This is a genomic window from Phaeobacter sp. JH20_34, from assembly GCF_048056095.1.
GTDB classification, from domain to species: Bacteria; Pseudomonadota; Alphaproteobacteria; order Rhodobacterales; family Rhodobacteraceae; genus Phaeobacter; species Phaeobacter bryozoorum.
Window position 1 is genome coordinate 20707 of sequence record NZ_JAYMWT010000005.1, and the last position, 14320, is coordinate 35026.

The following is a 14320-nucleotide window of genomic DNA, read 5'->3' on the forward strand; positions in this document are numbered from 1 at the left end:
CCCCAGAAACAGGCCGGATAAAACCCCCAGCAGCGCAGCTGCGAGTGCGATTTTACGTGTGATGCCTGCGGGTTTTAGTTTTAGCCTCATCGCGAGAAATAGTGGTGCAGGTATTCGGGCGGGATCCGGTTTGCCTGTATCCTTTCCAGTTCAGCCTGCAGGCGGCGGGCCATATCATCGCCTTCCGGTGAGCGGTGAAAGCCGATATAGCGGGCGTGTTCCGCCAAAGGGGTCGGCAGAAACTTCAGTTTGTCCAGCGCATTCAGTTCACTGGCCACATAATGCAGTGTCTCGTAGCCGCCGACAATCAGATCAGAACGGCCGAGAAGCAGCTTGCGAAGATTGGTGAAATCATCCAGCGAGGCTTCGCGTTGCAGCGGCTGGTAATGGTCGAAGCGTGCTTCGTACGTGAACCCTGAAACCACACCTACAACGAGGCCGTCCAGGTCCGACAGAGTATGGACGTCTTGGATAGGAGAATCTTTCAAAGTCACGAAAACAGTGCGCGTCCGGCGCAGTGGCCCGACCATATTCCATTTCTGAAAACGCTCAGGCGTCGGCGCCAGCTGAAAGACGGCATCAAGCTGGCCGGTCTCGAAATCCAGCAAGGCGCGCTTCCAGGGCAGCGGCCTGTGGTCCAGCGTGACCCCGATCCGTTCTGCGGCCTCATTCAGGATCTGCACATCAATGCCCGAATATTCGCCTTCGATTGAGTAGTTGAAGGGCGCAAAACCTTCCATGGATCCGACCACCCAGGTTTCTGCCTGGACGGGGCGCATCATGATGCCAAGCAGGCAGATAGCCGTCACGATCTGCAAGAGCCGGTTCATCAGTCATCCACCGCTGGTTACGCGCTGAAGCCAGAATATCCGTGAGCGCACAGGTCAGGCAAGCAGCCAGCCTGTCAAAAAAGTTCCGGTGACAGGGGAACTTTTTCGTCTCTCACGCTGAACAGTTCCCGGCTGTTAACCATCCGGCAGACGAGAAAGGGAGAGAAACATGAAACACCTGATTGCCACCACAGCCCTGGCCAGCTTTGCTTTGACACCGATTGCAGCCACTGCCGCTGAATGCACCAATGACACCTGGAACCGGATTCAGGAGCGCGGCAAAATCGTTGTCGGCGTCAAGGCTGATTACAAGCCCTGGGGTTTCCGGGACACCGACGGGTCGATTGTCGGCATGGAAATCGACATGGCCCAGGATGTTGCTGAGACACTTGGCGTTGAACTGGAACTGACCCCGGTCGTCGCCTCAAACCGGATGCAGTTTCTGGAGCAGGGCCAGATTGATCTGATGATTGCCACCATGACCGACCGCGCCGACCGCCGCGAAATCGTCGGAATTGTCGGCCCGAACTACTATACGTCGGGCACCAATATCCTGGCCCCGAAGGCACTGGGGTTCTCTTCCTGGGAAGAATTGAACGGCAAACCGGTCTGCGGTGTGCAAGGTGCATTCTACAATCAGATCATTGAAGACAAATACGGCGCCCAAATCGTGGCCTTTGGTGGGGCCGCCGAGGCTCGCCAGGCATTGCGTGACAAGAAATGTGTTGCCTTTGTCTACGACGATTCCTCTATCGGCTCGGCAATTGCTTCCGGCGAATGGGCAGACTTCGAAATGCCGCTGGCGTCCGAGGACGACAGCCCCTGGGGACTGGCGGTTCCGAAGGGCGAAGAGAACTGTGTCTTTGGCCGCTTCATGACCGGCATTCAGTACGGCTGGCATCAAGATGGCAGCCTGATCGAGTGGGAAGCCAAATGGGGCATCAAACCGACGGCCTACCTGCAGGACCTGAACGCCAAACTGGCGGACCCGGTTGCAGAATAAGCATTGGCCATAGGGGAGACCGTCGGCATGACTGGTTTCGAAGCGTTGTTTGTGCAGCTTGCCGAGGATTTCCCACGCTGGAATTTCATCTGGCTTTATGACGAGAAGCAGGCCGGACGCATTTTGTCCGGCCTTTGGATGACAGTGAAGCTCAGCTTTGCCTGTGTGCTGTTTTCATTGGTGATCGGCATTGCAGGAGCCTGGCTGCAAGGAGCCCGCAACCGCATCCTGCGCGCGGGTGTTCAAGGCTATATTCAGTTCTTCCGCAATACACCGCCGCTGGTGCAGCTGCTGTTTTTCTACTTTGCATTGGGTCAGTTCACGCCCGTAATAACCGGTCCCGACGGCTGGACCGAAGTGCCGGTCATTTCAGCTGCCGGCTGGGCTATCATTTCGCTGTCGTTTTTTGCGGGGGCTTTCAACGTCGAAATCTTTCGGGCCGGGATCGAAGCCGTGCCCTATTCGACCCGCGAGGCCGCAGAAGCGCTGGGGATGAGTCGGACACAAACCTTCACTAATGTAGTCTTCCCCTTGGCATTGAGGGTTTCGATACCCGCACTGAACAACAACCTCGTGAACCTGGTGAAGACCACCACCCAGGCTTTTGCCATCGCTGTGCCGGAGCTGCTGTATGAAAGCGTCTCTGTCTGGAACGATTTCCCATCGGCGCAGAACCCGACAATGCTGCTTCTTTTTGTGGTCTATCTGGGCCTCGTCGGGGTGCTGGTCTTTGGCATGAACTCCTGGGAACGCAAGATGAGGATACCGGGCTATGGCCAGTAACAACCTTCCGGGCATTACCGGCCCGGCCCGCACCGATCTGCCGGTCCTGAAACCCTATGTTCTTTCCGGTGGAGCCTACGACGAGATGTTTCTGGTCCGTTGGCTAGCCAGCATCCCACCGCAGTTCATCCTGCTGATGTTTCTGGCCTGGCCGACCCTGGCTCTTGCTCAAACCGCCAGCCATGGCATGGGGGATGCCTTTGCGGCTCTTTGGCGCTGGATACCGTTTCTGACCTTTCAGGGCTTTGTTTTCAATGTCGTGATTTCGGTTTTTTCAATGCTGATCGGTACCTTCGCCGGAGCGGCTCTAGGGCTTGGTCAGATTTCCCAGAACAATTGGCTTCGGCGGCTGAGCTGGGGAGTTACCCAGTTGTTCCGCAATGCGCCTTGGCTGGTAATCCTGTTTATAGTGTTGCTCGCCTTTCCATTTGAGATTGAGGTCTTCGGTCTGGTAATCCCCATCCCAGCCTGGATGAAGGCCGTCATCGGATTATCCCTTCCGATTATGGCGAATATCTCCGAAATTGTGCGCGGAGCTGTGATGTCTGTACCGTCGGCGCAATGGGAAGCGGCCGAAGCGTTGTCCTTCTCCAGGACGCAAACCCTGTGGCAGATCATTCTGCCGCAATGTTTCAAACGCATGATCCCGCCGTGGATGAACTGGTATGCCATCCTGACAATGGCGACCCCGTTGTGTTCGCTTTTGGGGGTCGGCGAAATCATCACTTTTTCGCGCCAGGCAATGGAGGCCGAAAACAACCGGCCTGAGCTTCTGGTGCCGTTCTTCGGGTACGCGCTGGTGCTGTTTTTTGCCTATTGCTACCCGATCGCCCGCATCACAATTGCGCTGGAAAAGCGCTTTGCAGTCAAACTCTGAAAGGTCAGGACGATGAATACTTGGACATCTGATCAACCGATTGTTTCCATCCGGGACGTCCACAAGTCCTTCGGGCAAATTGAAGTTCTGAAAGGCGTTAGCCTGGATATAATGAAGGGCGAGGTCATTTGCATCATCGGCCCGTCAGGATCCGGTAAATCGACTCTGATACGCTGCATCAATGCGCTCAACGACATTCACGGCGGCTCGATTACGGTCGAAGGCCAAGAGGTGCATGATGCGCAGCTTGACCGGCTGCAGTTGCGCAAAAAAGTCGGCATGGTTTTCCAGCAGTATAATCTGTTCCCCCATAAGACAGCGCTGGAAAACGTGATGATGGCACCGGTCAAAGTGCTGAAGGAAAACAAAACCGAAGTCGAGCAACGCGCGCGCGCGTTGCTGAAAAAGGTTCGGTTGGAAGGTAAAGAGCACAGTTATCCCGGCGAGCTGTCGGGTGGCCAGCAGCAGCGGGTTGCCATCGCGCGCAGTCTGGCGATGCGTCCGGATGTCATGCTGTTTGACGAGGTGACCGCAGCGCTGGACCCGGAAACCGTAAAGGAAGTGCTGGTGACCATTAAGGATCTGGCGGCGGATGGGATGACTTGCATCCTGGTAACACATGAAATGGGGTTTGCCCGTGAAGTGGCTGACCACATCTATTTCACCGATAGAGGGGTGATCGTCGAGCACGGCTCACCTGAGACGTTCTTTGACAACGCCAAAGATCCGCGCACGAAAGAGTTTCTGAGCCAGATCCTATAACAGCTGCAGGGTATAGAATGGCCGGAATGGCCTGCTCTGTTCTGAGATCCTTCGAGGAGCATGTTTCAGAAACCGTTGCCAGTGGGCCTGTAAGGATGATCATTCGTGGAGTAGACAGATGAACCGCAGCAAGCCCTCGGACCAGCTTCCGGATTTTTCGCTCCTGCGGAATTTCTGTGTTATTGCCGGTTCGGCCAGTCTCACCGAAGCAGCCGCAAAATGCGACTTATCTCAACCCGCGCTTTCCCAGCAATTGCAGCGGCTCGAAGCTGTTTTGGGCGTGTCTCTGATGGAGCGGAACACCCGGCCGATCCGTCGGTTCTGTCGCAAACTTTGTATTTCCGTTTCTGCGTGATGGCCGATATGCCGTTGCACAAAAAAAGCAGGCGGGCAGAATGGCGACAGGTTTCAAAGGGGTGCATTACCCCAAGAGCGTGATCCTTTACGCGGTGTACTTCTATGTCAGATACGCGGTTTCTTACCGGGATCTGGAGGAGATCATGGCAGAGCGTGGTGTAGATATTGACCATGCGACACTGAACAGGTGGGTGGTGAAATTTTCGACAGACCTCGCAGCCGAGGCACAAAAGCGAAAGCGTCAGACAGCCAACTCGTGGCGGATGGATGAAACCTATGTCCAGGTCAAAGGCCAGTGGGCCTATCTATATCGTGCCGTTGATCGGGACGGCCGAACCCTTGATTTCATGCTCTCTGCAAAGCGGGACAAGGCTGCCGCATGCCGTTTCTTCAAACGTGCGATTTCAACAAATGGCACGCCTGATCGCGTTGCTATCGACAAGAGCGGCGCCAATCTGGCGGGGCTTCAGGCCGTGAACGTGATCCGCAAATTTACGGGCAGCGGACGGTTGATCCGGATCATGCAGAGCAAATATTTGAACAACATGGTCGAACAGGACCATCGTTTCATCAAGCGGATCACGCGCCCAACACTTGGCTTCAAAGCGTTTCACTCAGCAGCTGCGACGCTGGCTGGGATCGAAACCGCGCACATGATCCGTAAAGGTCAAATCGCCGCGAATGGGAAAACGGGCTTCCAGCAATTCGCCTCCCTCGCAGCATAAGTGTGTCCGCTGACAGGCTGTTCTGCACTCCCTGCTAAAGTTTGCGACAGTACCACTTGTCCAGTGTCAGGTCCGAAACGGCTCGCCGGAGCCGCTCGTTCTCCTTCTGCAGCCGCTTCAATTCCTTGAGTTGCTCTGTGCCCATTCCGCCGTACTTCTTTTTCCAGCGGTAGTAGGTTTGTTCCGTGACGCCGATCTGACGGATCGCATCTATGCGGGGCATGCCTTGCCCCATCAAAACCTCAACCTGCCGTAACTTCACGACAATTTCTTCAGGCTTGGGTCTCTTGGTCGCCATTTATGGTCCTCCGTTTCCTAATCATAGGGGCGGACCACTTCTTCGGGGGAGGCTCAGTTCACTCGGATGCTGTCGGATGTTTACGGCATTCAGGCGCGTGGGGGCTGCGCCTGCGCGGGACCTTATGCGCACCGGCTGATGGGGATCGACAACGACCAATCCAACAAGATCCGCACCGCCATTTCCAATGGCGAAGAGATGGAAAAACCCGGCTGGACACGTTTGAATTTCTCGGTTCTGCTCAGTGACGAAAAAGCGCAGTTCATCATTGATAGCGTCGATGAATTGGCCAGAATGACGGGGCAGTATTTACGTCAATATCGTTGTGACGAAAAAACGGCACGGTTCCAGCTGACAGCCGCCTAGGCGGTTAGGCCCGCGCTCAATCGACAGGTCGCCCGGATTTTCCTATACATCTGCTAACGCTCCTTAATACGGACAAGAATAGTGGCCAAAACCGTTGATTTTCGCGATCTGCCGGAAATCGCCCTTTTACAAAGCTTTGCTGCTGTTGCGGAAACCCGCAGCATCACACGGGCCGCCCTTTTGTCGGGGCGGTCGCAGCCTGTGGTTTCCCAACACCTTCAGCGCCTTGAGGCAAAGCTAGGCATGAGGCTTGTAGAGCGCTCCAACCGGCCATTAATGCTGACGTCCGAAGGTGAGACACTTGCCGGGCAGATTCCGGATATCCTGGCCAGCCTTGCAGCCGTCGTGGACACCGTGCAATCGCAATATGACGCCCAACTTCAGCGGATAAGAATTGCCATGCCTGACAGCATGTCGTGTTCCATGGGGGCGGAATTTGTGTCCTTGGCTGGAAAACTGGCGGAATCCGTCGAACTGTGCGCTGGCATTGTCCCTTGGGAACAGGATGTGTTCCGGGCCTTGCAGATTGATTTTCTGGTCGACAGTCCGCCTTATGACCCCAAGGAGTATTTTCATCCGCTCGAGATTTTCACCGACCCCTATGTGCTGATCTGTTCAACCAAGCATGGTGACAGTCCCACAGAGGAGATCATCGAAAGACTGCCGCAGGTGGCCCATGCGCAAACCACCAAATTCGGCCAAAGGGCCAGAGGGATTGCGCGGGGTTTGGGGGTTCGGGACAATCCGAAATACAACTTTGACTCCAGCCAATCGGTTATCCGTTTTGTTGAGATCGGTTATGGCTGGGCCATAACCTCGGCCTTATGCCTTTATCAAAGTCCCGCAGCGTTTAAGGGCATTCAGGTTCGCCAGATGGGCGAGGAGGACAGGCGGACCTTGATGTTGATCAGTCGGGCCGATGTTCTTAAACAACTGGCGTGGAACACGGCGGGCATCATGCGCGATGTCTTCCGGCAACTGGTCGATGGCCCATGGGCTGAACTTTCTCCGCAATGCGCTGACTTGTTGCGCGGGGCCAATCCATCGGTTTTTGCAGCCACAAGCCAGGGGGACGACCCGGCCTAGGCCGGTTTGGCCTGCACATGGGCCAGCCAATTGGTCAGCTCAAGCGTGCGTGTCTTGAACACAAAGTCGCTTACCGAACAGCCCAGACGCGCGGCGGCATCTGCATCTGTTTCCACCCTTTCCAACTCATCAAGCGGGGGGGCGGATTTGGAAAACATGCTCTTGCCTTCACGAAATGCGGCTGCGATCGTGCTTGGCGCGACTTCGGGGTGATACTGAATTCCCCAAAAATCGATGTTGCCTTTGGCATAGGACATGGCCTGCACTTGCGTGTGATCATTTGATGCCAGCAAGATAGCACCCTGAGGCATTTGGCTGACTTCATCCCGGTGGCCACAGGCGACAGAGAAACCGCAGAGTCGATCCTGCATCATCGGGTGACTTTTGCCGTCATCGGTCAATCTGATCTGCTTTGCGATTCCGGTTTCAAACCCGTTGGCCGCAGCAATGATACTGCCGCCCAAAACCACTGTGGCAATTTGCAATCCAAAGCAAACGCCGATGCTGGGCTTGCCGTGATCAAACACCACTTCGCAGGCCTGACGGATTGGCTCTGCTTTGGGATCATCTGCCGCCCATGGATCCCCCTGGCCGGTCATGACAATGCCATCTACACCGTCCATGTCTGCAGGTGTCAGCGGATTGAGATAGGGCTCTCGGGTTGTCACACGCACGCCCGGGGAGACCGATTGAAAAACGCGGGTGAAGTTCTGCGGGGCCGACCGGTTTTTGGAGCGGCGCATCTCTGCGACAGGTGGTGAACTGGATTCGACGATTAGGATATGGGTCATGACAAGCCTTGATGGGTTATTCAGCAGCGAAAGAGAAAACGGGGGCCATGTTGCTCAACGTTTGTGCGTCGAGATGGCATTTGATCTGATGACCGTCGACAAGAGTCTGGGTTGGTGGCACTTCGCGTTCGCAAAGACCGCCTTTGACTTTTGATTTCCAATTGCAGCGGGTCTGGAAGGGGCAGCCGGACGGGGGAGTTAACGCCGAGGGAATATCGCCCTCAAGAATGACCTCCCTTTTCTTGACACGTGTGTCGGCAATCGGGGCAGCCGCCAAAAGGGCCTCGGTATAGGGGTGGTAGGGCGGCGAGAATACCTGTTCGGTGGTGCCCAGTTCCACGACATGCCCCAGATACATCACCAAAACCCGGTCGGCCAGATACTGCACGATTGACAGGTCATGACTGATGAACAAGAGCGTCGTGCCATTCTTGCGCTGGATGTCCATCAACAGTTCAGTCACGGCCGCCTGCACGGACACGTCCAGCGCTGAGACGGGTTCATCGGCCACAACAAGTCGGGCGTTACCTGCAAACGCGCGCGCGATGCCCACCCGTTGTTTCTGACCGCCCGACAGTTGGCGGGGACTGCGATCTGCAAAAGCGCGCGGCAGTTTGACCAGATCAAGCAGTTCGAACATGCGATCCTTGCGGGCGGTGTCGCTGTCGCCAATGCCAAACACCTCAAGCGCGCGCATGATCTGGCGCCCGACCGTCATGGAGGGGTTCAGCGTGTCAAACGGGTTCTGGAACACCATCTGAACAGCGCCAACCGTTTGTGTGTCGCGGTCCTGAATGGGGACGCTGGCCAAAGATCTGCCATTCAGCTCAATCGTGCCTTCGGTCGCGGTTTCCAGACCCATTAACACCTTGGAGAAGGTGGACTTTCCGCAGCCGGATTCCCCGACAATGGCAAGAGTTTCCCCTTCATGGGCGTCGAATGACAGGGTTTCGTTGGCTTTGACAAGGTTGGTTGCGCGCCCGCCAAAGAGGGCATTTGCAGCGACGTCGTAGTACTTTCGCAGGCCCTTGACGCTCAGGGTCACGGTGTCCGAGACCCGTGCTGGCGGGGCAGCCACGGTGTCGAGCTGAGCGGCCCAGTCAATATCGGCAAACCGGTTGCAGCGGGTCTGATGCTGCGGATTGCCGGGAAGCGTTGCCATCTGGATCGGGTCGCTATCGCAGGTTCCAGCCTTGAAATAGGTGCAGCGCGGGCCGAAATTGCAGCCGGTTGGGCGTTGATGCGGCAGCGGAAAGTTGCCAGGGATGGCGACGAGCGGCTGGCGGTTCTTGTCCGCACCTGGCACGGGGATCGCGCGGAACAGGGCTTGGGTATAGGGGTGATGCATGTTCTCGAACACGTCTTTGACGGGTCCGCGCTCCACGGCTTCGCCGGAATACATCACACAAATGCGGTCGCAGGTTTCCATCACCAGCCCAAGGTTGTGGCTGATGAACAGCATGGATGTGCCGTATTTCTGGCCCAACTCCTTGACCAGCTTGATCACGGCCGCCTCGACTGTAACGTCAAGCGCAGTGGTCGGTTCATCAAGGATCAGCAACGCAGGTTTCGCCATCAGGGCCATGGCAATGACGATGCGCTGTTGTTGCCCACCCGAAAGCTGGTGCGGATAGGCGTTCAGGACGCGTTCGGGATCGGGCAGCTTTACATCCCGCACCAGTTCCAGCGCGCGGGCGCGGGCCTCGGTTGTTGAGACGTTGTCGTGATACTGCGGAACCTCCATCAGTTGTGCGCCAACGGTCATCGCCGGATTGAGGCTGGCCATGGGTTCCTGATAGATCATCGCGATGTCGCGGCCACGGACCTGCCGCAGTTCGTCGTCGTCCATACTGGCCATGTCGCGGCCTTTGAATTTGATGCTGCCGCCGGTGATCTTTCCGTTGCCCCCAAGGTCACGCATGACCCCAAGCGCCACGGTGGACTTGCCACAGCCGCTTTCGCCGACAAGGCCCACGGCCTCCCCGGGGTTTACGGTGACGGAAAAATCCATCACTGCGTCGATCTGGCGAAGTCGCGTCATAAAGCTGATCGACAGCTTTTCGATCTCAAGAACGGGGGTCGTTTCAGTCATCTGCCTCAATCCTTTTGTGATGCTTCGCGCAGGCTGTCGCCCAGAAGGTTCAGGCCGAGCACGAGGCTCATCAATGCCAAGGCAGGGAACAGGGCCGGGTGGGAATACAGCGCCAGCAGGCGGCGTGCTTCGTTGATTGTGGATCCCCAATCCGCGCTTTCAGGAGTCAGCCCAAGGCCAAAGAACCCAAGCGCGCCCAGAAGGATCGCGGTGTAGCCAATCCGCAGGCAGAAATCGACGATCAGCGGGCCACGGGCATTGGGCAGGATTTCCCACAACATGATGTACCATGGGCGTTCGCCGCGGGTTTGGGCAGCCGCCACATAGTCGCGAGTTTTGATGTCGAGCGTCAGGCCGCGCACGATACGGAACTTGGCCGGTGCGCCGACGACTGCAACGATGGCAAAGATGTTTTTCAAACCCGGTTCAATCAGCAGCAGCCCCGTTGGATCATAGTCAAAGGCCGTGCCCAGATATCCCCACAGCCCGATGATAAGGGTGACGGCAATCAGGATGTTGCGCAGCATGGGCCGGACATAAAAGCGAGATTGCCAAAGGATGCAGAAGAACACAGTCGGAAAGATGAAGATCATCGCGGCCAGAACATTGGGAACAGACGCCCGCCAAATGTGATCGCCGCCAAAGCTGAATGCAGGTCCGCCGGAACGTATTTCCGGTGTCACGAGAAGGTAGAACAACAAGATGACAGGAAAGGCGATGATCAGGTTGGAGATGAATGTCAGCACCGTATCCATCCGCCCGCCGAAGTACCCCGCAGGCAGGCCCAGCGTGATGCCCACCATAAAGGCGAACAGCGTCGCAATGGGAGAGATCGTCAGCACGATCCGCGACCCTTCGACCACGCGTGAAAACACATCCCGCGCCAGATTGTCCCCGCCAAACAAAGCGTGGGGGTAGACACCGTCGGCCGGTGCCCGCAACGCTGTTCCTGGCAGCGCGTTTTTCAACCCCGCCCAGGTGGCATAGGGATCATGGGTCATGATGACGTCGGCAAAAATGGCCGTAAACACCCAGAAGATGACAAGCGAAAAGCCGATCACGCCAATGCCGCTTTCGAAGATCTGCCCGTAAAGACCGGTTTTGCGCCGGGTATAGAAAGACGGGACAAGCACGACAGCCATGGCGATCCACACCGGCCAGAACCGTGCAGCAACATTCAAAAAGTGATCGAAACCGGTTAGGTTTTCCATGCGAGCAGCCCCTTATGAAACCCGAATACGCGGGTTCAGGTAGACATATCCAATGTCGGAAATCAGTTGTGTCAGCAGCACGACGATCACTGCGACGATGGAGATCCCCATCAACAGCTCAATGTCGTTGTTGCCTGCGGCCTGAACCAGCGACCAGCCAAAACCTTTGTAGTTAAAGATCGTCTCGACGATCACGACACCGGTCAGCAGCCACGGGAATTGCAGCATGATCACCGTGAAAGGCGTGATCATGGCGTTACGCAGGGCATGTTTCAGAACGATGGCGCGAAACGGCACGCCTTTCAGCCGCGCGGTGCGGATGTATTGCTGGGTCATGACTTCGGCCATCGAGGCACGTGTCATGCGCGCGATATACCCCATGCCATAAAGCGTCAGCGCCGTCACAGGCAGGGTGAAGTTCGCAAATGTGATGTTATTCAGGGCCGTCGCGGCAGAGGCTTTGAACAGCGTCGGCCCCTCGATCATGCCCCATTCCACCAGTTGGGGGGAGACCCCGGAATTCTTCGATGCAAACACCGCGATCAGGATAATCGCAGAAACATATTCAGGTGTGGACGTCGTGATAATGGCGAATGCGGACAACACGCGGTCCATGATTGACCCCTCGCGCATCCCCGCAAGGATGCCGATCAGCAAGGCCAGAGGAACCATCACACACATCACCGCCAGCATTAGATAACCGGTCTTGCTCAGGCGGTTGGAGATGGCCTCGGTGACCTCGATCTTGAACACGCTGGAAAAGCCCAGCTCTCCCTGTAGAAGCCCGCAATAATCAGGCGCGATTTCAGCGGGGCGTTCGGGACGGGCACAACGGGTGTACATCACGCCATTGGTATCCGTCAGCTTGGGCGAGGCAACGACGCCAAGCCATTGGCCATACCGCAGGATGACATTCTCGTCATAGCCGTGCTCTGCCAGCCACCCTGAGACTTCTTCGTCGCTCATCCGGGCGTTGGCCTCGGATTTGGCAAGCTTTTCAAGGTTCGGCGTCAGGTTTGTCAGGAAAAAGACGATAAACGTCAGAGAAACGGTGGTCAGCAGCATCACCCCAAGGCGACGCAAAATGAAATGTGTCATGGTTCTACCTGTGGAATGAAAGTGGTATCGGCCCGAAGGCCGATACCGTCCGTTTTACCAGACGCGGTTAAGCGTTGGCCCAGCCCCACTTGTAGAGCTGCGGGAGGAACGAAATATGTGGCTCTGCGCCGATGACATCCGGATGTGATGCCCGGAACAAGGACCGCCAATACGGCTGGATAATAACCGCATCGTCGACCATCATCTGCTCCAGCTTTGCCATGACTATGCTGCGTTCGCCGGCATCCGCGATGGCCACGGCCTGTTCCAAAAGGCTGTCGAATTCGGGGTTGGAGTACCCGGCCTCGTTCCATTTGGCCGTGCTTTGGTAGCAGATGCCATAAAGCTGAACGCCAAGCGGGCGATGGTTCCAGTCGGTGATGCTGAACGGGTATTTTGTCCAGTCGTTCCAGAACGTAGACCCCGGCATGACGGTGCGTTTGACGTTGATACCGGCCTCGCGCAGCTGGATCGCAACCGCATCAGCCGTGTCCTTGCGGAACCCGCCGTCGATCGAAATCAGCTCGTGTTCGAAGTCGGCCATACCGGCCTCTTCCATCAGCGCCTTGGCGCCTTCGGGGTCATGCACCGGCTTGCCGATATCGGCATATTCCGGATGCGCGGGGGCGACATGGTGGTTTTCGGCAGCACTGCCCTTATTGTTGAAGCCAAGCTCCAGCGTCAGCTCATTGCTGACAGCCATTTGCAGCGCCTTGCGCACACGCACATCCGCATAGGGTGTCATGCCGCCAACTTCGGCGTTTTGGTTGGCGCGAATGACAACGGTTGAGCCGGTGTCGATGGATTTCACCTGCCAACCCAAGGCTTCCATCAATTCCAGATGCTCGCTCGGTGGGTTGTAGGTAACGTCGACCTCTTCGGCCTCAACCGCACCCAGAACCGAAGATGTGTCGGTGCCGTAATCCAGGAACTCAAACCGGTCGACCCAAGCGCCCGTTCCTTCGCCCCACCACGCATGGTCGGTATTGCGTTCGACCACGGCGCGCACGCCAACCTCGAATTCAACGGGCGTATAAGGGCCGGTGCCGACCGGGTTCGACAGCATGGTTTCCGGTGTATAGCTTTCCGGAACCACCAGGGCAGGATAGTCAGCAAGGCTTGGGATGATCGTGATGTCAGAAGACCCACAGGTCAGTTGGACCGTGTGATCATCCAGAACCGTAATGGCGCCTGCGGCGGCTTTCTTGGTTTCACTGTCGACAAGCGAGCTTAGGCGGGAGGCCATGGCGTTGCCTTCGACTTCGGCGTCACACCAACGCTCAATGTTGCGTGCAACGTCCTGCGCGGTGAACGGTTCGCCGTTGTTCCAGGTCACACCTTTGCGTATGTTCAGAGTGTAAACGGTAGCATCGTCGTTGACGGCCCAGTCTTCCAACAGCCGTGGCCCGAACGTGCCGTCGTTGTTGTATTCGACAAGGTATTCCAGCCAGTTCGAGGCCACCATCGCCATCGCGGCAAAGTCCATTGTCCGCGTGTCCTTGAGCGCGTGAACGCCGACTTCAAGTCGCATGGTACCGCCTTTGGCAGGGGTGGCAGCGTAGGCTGGCGTGGTCATGCCCAACATCGCATAGGCGGTCGTGGCTGTTGCCCCAAAGGCACTGGCCAATGCCAGAAACTCTCGGCGATCGACCTCGCTGCCGGACTGCGCCTTGCGCGCTGATTGTTCAAAGGACTTGGGCAGCGGCTGCCCCTTACGATTTGTAAATCTTGAGATCATCTTCATTTCTTTTTCCCTGTTTAGTGCCAAAACGCCCTGGTATGTCCGGAATGTTGATGCGGCAGCTTTCCAAACCCGGGGTCTCTGCGACCGACTCCACGGCCGAGCGTTTTTTCCTGTCCGAAGCCTACAAACCGTTTATTGCGTCAAGCAAGAATTCTCGGATCATAAAGAATTGCGACTCTTTTTATTAGAATATTTTATGATCAGGTTTTTCTGGTCTGGCGCAAATGTCGCAATTGCTTTGCCGTTTCATCAAAAAGTTCTTACAGGATTCCAGTAGGATGAAGCGTAATCCGATGC

At 56.5% G+C, this 14320-nt stretch carries 14 protein-coding genes and 1 pseudogene; 8 read left to right on the forward strand and 7 right to left on the reverse strand.

From position 1 onward, the window contains the following. Positions 1-86 precede the first annotated feature (86 nt). The gene (locus tag VWZ81_RS07680; RefSeq protein ID WP_416542490.1) at positions 87-830 is read right to left on the reverse strand and encodes a substrate-binding periplasmic protein; all 744 of its coding nucleotides are present in this window, start codon (positions 828-830) and stop codon (positions 87-89) included. 169 nt (positions 831-999) lie between these two features. On the opposite strand from VWZ81_RS07680, the gene VWZ81_RS07685 reads away from it, so the two are divergent. The 6 genes from VWZ81_RS07685 (at position 1000) to VWZ81_RS07710 (ending at position 5337) form a co-directional block, all read left to right on the forward strand. Beyond that, entirely contained in the window at positions 1000-1833 is an 834-nt protein-coding gene (locus tag VWZ81_RS07685) for a transporter substrate-binding domain-containing protein (RefSeq protein WP_416542491.1), read from the forward strand. A 27-nt stretch (positions 1834-1860) separates the two neighbouring features. After that, on the forward strand, positions 1861-2616 hold the full coding sequence (locus VWZ81_RS07690) for an amino acid ABC transporter permease (protein ID WP_416542492.1): 756 nt from the start codon (positions 1861-1863) through the stop codon (positions 2614-2616). Positions 2617-2701: 85 nt separating this feature from the next. Next, the gene (locus VWZ81_RS07695; RefSeq protein ID WP_416585276.1) at positions 2702-3493 is read left to right on the forward strand and encodes an amino acid ABC transporter permease; all 792 of its coding nucleotides are present in this window, start codon (positions 2702-2704) and stop codon (positions 3491-3493) included. Positions 3494-3505: 12 nt separating this feature from the next. Then, the gene (locus VWZ81_RS07700) at positions 3506-4255 is read left to right on the forward strand and encodes an amino acid ABC transporter ATP-binding protein (RefSeq protein ID WP_416542494.1); all 750 of its coding nucleotides are present in this window, start codon (positions 3506-3508) and stop codon (positions 4253-4255) included. 118 nt (positions 4256-4373) lie between these two features. Further along, positions 4374-4610, forward strand: coding sequence for a helix-turn-helix domain-containing protein (locus tag VWZ81_RS07705; protein ID WP_416542495.1), 237 nt, complete (start codon positions 4374-4376; stop codon positions 4608-4610). 40 nt (positions 4611-4650) lie between these two features. After that, complete coding sequence (locus tag VWZ81_RS07710) at positions 4651-5337, forward strand: IS6 family transposase (RefSeq protein ID WP_416542496.1); 687 nt, start codon at positions 4651-4653, stop codon at positions 5335-5337. 55 nt (positions 5338-5392) lie between these two features. On the opposite strand, the pseudogene VWZ81_RS07715 reads toward VWZ81_RS07710, so the two are convergent. Then, positions 5393-5635, reverse strand: a pseudogene (locus tag VWZ81_RS07715) (transposase); the annotation flags it as partial. A gap of 66 nt (positions 5636-5701) precedes the next feature. On the opposite strand from VWZ81_RS07715, the gene VWZ81_RS07720 reads away from it, so the two are divergent. Then, complete coding sequence (locus VWZ81_RS07720) at positions 5702-6001, forward strand: hypothetical protein (RefSeq protein ID WP_416585278.1); 300 nt, start codon at positions 5702-5704, stop codon at positions 5999-6001. Positions 6002-6082: 81 nt separating this feature from the next. Then, on the forward strand, positions 6083-7087 hold the full coding sequence (locus VWZ81_RS07725; RefSeq protein ID WP_416543654.1) for a LysR family transcriptional regulator: 1005 nt from the start codon (positions 6083-6085) through the stop codon (positions 7085-7087). Here the strand turns inward: VWZ81_RS07725 and VWZ81_RS07730 are convergent. The 5 genes from VWZ81_RS07730 to VWZ81_RS07750 all read right to left on the reverse strand — a co-directional run bounded on the left by VWZ81_RS07730 (position 7084) and on the right by VWZ81_RS07750 (position 14017). Continuing rightward, positions 7084-7878 (reverse strand): type 1 glutamine amidotransferase, encoded by a 795-nt coding sequence (locus VWZ81_RS07730; RefSeq protein ID WP_416585280.1) that lies wholly within the window; start codon positions 7876-7878, stop codon positions 7084-7086. The genes VWZ81_RS07725 and VWZ81_RS07730 overlap by 4 nt on opposite strands. Positions 7879-7894: 16 nt before the next feature. Further along, the gene (locus VWZ81_RS07735; RefSeq protein WP_416543653.1) at positions 7895-9970 is read right to left on the reverse strand and encodes a dipeptide ABC transporter ATP-binding protein; all 2076 of its coding nucleotides are present in this window, start codon (positions 9968-9970) and stop codon (positions 7895-7897) included. Positions 9971-9975: 5 nt separating this feature from the next. Further along, complete coding sequence (locus VWZ81_RS07740; RefSeq protein ID WP_416543652.1) at positions 9976-11181, reverse strand: ABC transporter permease; 1206 nt, start codon at positions 11179-11181, stop codon at positions 9976-9978. A 12-nt stretch (positions 11182-11193) separates the two neighbouring features. Continuing rightward, positions 11194-12279, reverse strand: a complete 1086-nt coding sequence (locus tag VWZ81_RS07745) for an ABC transporter permease (RefSeq protein ID WP_416543651.1) — start codon at positions 12277-12279, stop codon at positions 11194-11196. Positions 12280-12346: 67 nt separating this feature from the next. Next, positions 12347-14017 carry an ABC transporter substrate-binding protein gene (locus tag VWZ81_RS07750; RefSeq protein ID WP_416543650.1) on the reverse strand — a complete coding sequence of 557 codons (1671 nt, stop codon included), beginning with the start codon at positions 14015-14017 and terminating at the stop codon, positions 12347-12349. Between the last annotated feature and the right edge of the window lie 303 nt (positions 14018-14320).

Coding starts and splice junctions, on each gene's coding strand:
- VWZ81_RS07680 (WP_416542490.1), bottom strand. CDS start 830: ATGAACCGGCTCTTGCAGATCGTGACGGCTATCTGCCTGCTTGGCATC.
- VWZ81_RS07685 (WP_416542491.1), top strand. CDS start 1,000: ATGAAACACCTGATTGCCACCACAGCCCTGGCCAGCTTTGCTTTGACA.
- VWZ81_RS07690 (WP_416542492.1), top strand. CDS start 1,861: ATGACTGGTTTCGAAGCGTTGTTTGTGCAGCTTGCCGAGGATTTCCCA.
- VWZ81_RS07695 (WP_416585276.1), top strand. CDS start 2,702: ATGTTTCTGGTCCGTTGGCTAGCCAGCATCCCACCGCAGTTCATCCTG.
- VWZ81_RS07700 (WP_416542494.1), top strand. CDS start 3,506: ATGAATACTTGGACATCTGATCAACCGATTGTTTCCATCCGGGACGTC.
- VWZ81_RS07705 (WP_416542495.1), top strand. CDS start 4,374: ATGAACCGCAGCAAGCCCTCGGACCAGCTTCCGGATTTTTCGCTCCTG.
- VWZ81_RS07710 (WP_416542496.1), top strand. CDS start 4,651: ATGGCGACAGGTTTCAAAGGGGTGCATTACCCCAAGAGCGTGATCCTT.
- VWZ81_RS07720 (WP_416585278.1), top strand. CDS start 5,702: ATGCTGTCGGATGTTTACGGCATTCAGGCGCGTGGGGGCTGCGCCTGC.
- VWZ81_RS07730 (WP_416585280.1), bottom strand. CDS start 7,878: ATGACCCATATCCTAATCGTCGAATCCAGTTCACCACCTGTCGCAGAG.
- VWZ81_RS07735 (WP_416543653.1), bottom strand. CDS start 9,970: ATGACTGAAACGACCCCCGTTCTTGAGATCGAAAAGCTGTCGATCAGC.
- VWZ81_RS07740 (WP_416543652.1), bottom strand. CDS start 11,181: ATGGAAAACCTAACCGGTTTCGATCACTTTTTGAATGTTGCTGCACGG.
- VWZ81_RS07745 (WP_416543651.1), bottom strand. CDS start 12,279: ATGACACATTTCATTTTGCGTCGCCTTGGGGTGATGCTGCTGACCACC.
- VWZ81_RS07750 (WP_416543650.1), bottom strand. CDS start 14,017: ATGATCTCAAGATTTACAAATCGTAAGGGGCAGCCGCTGCCCAAGTCC.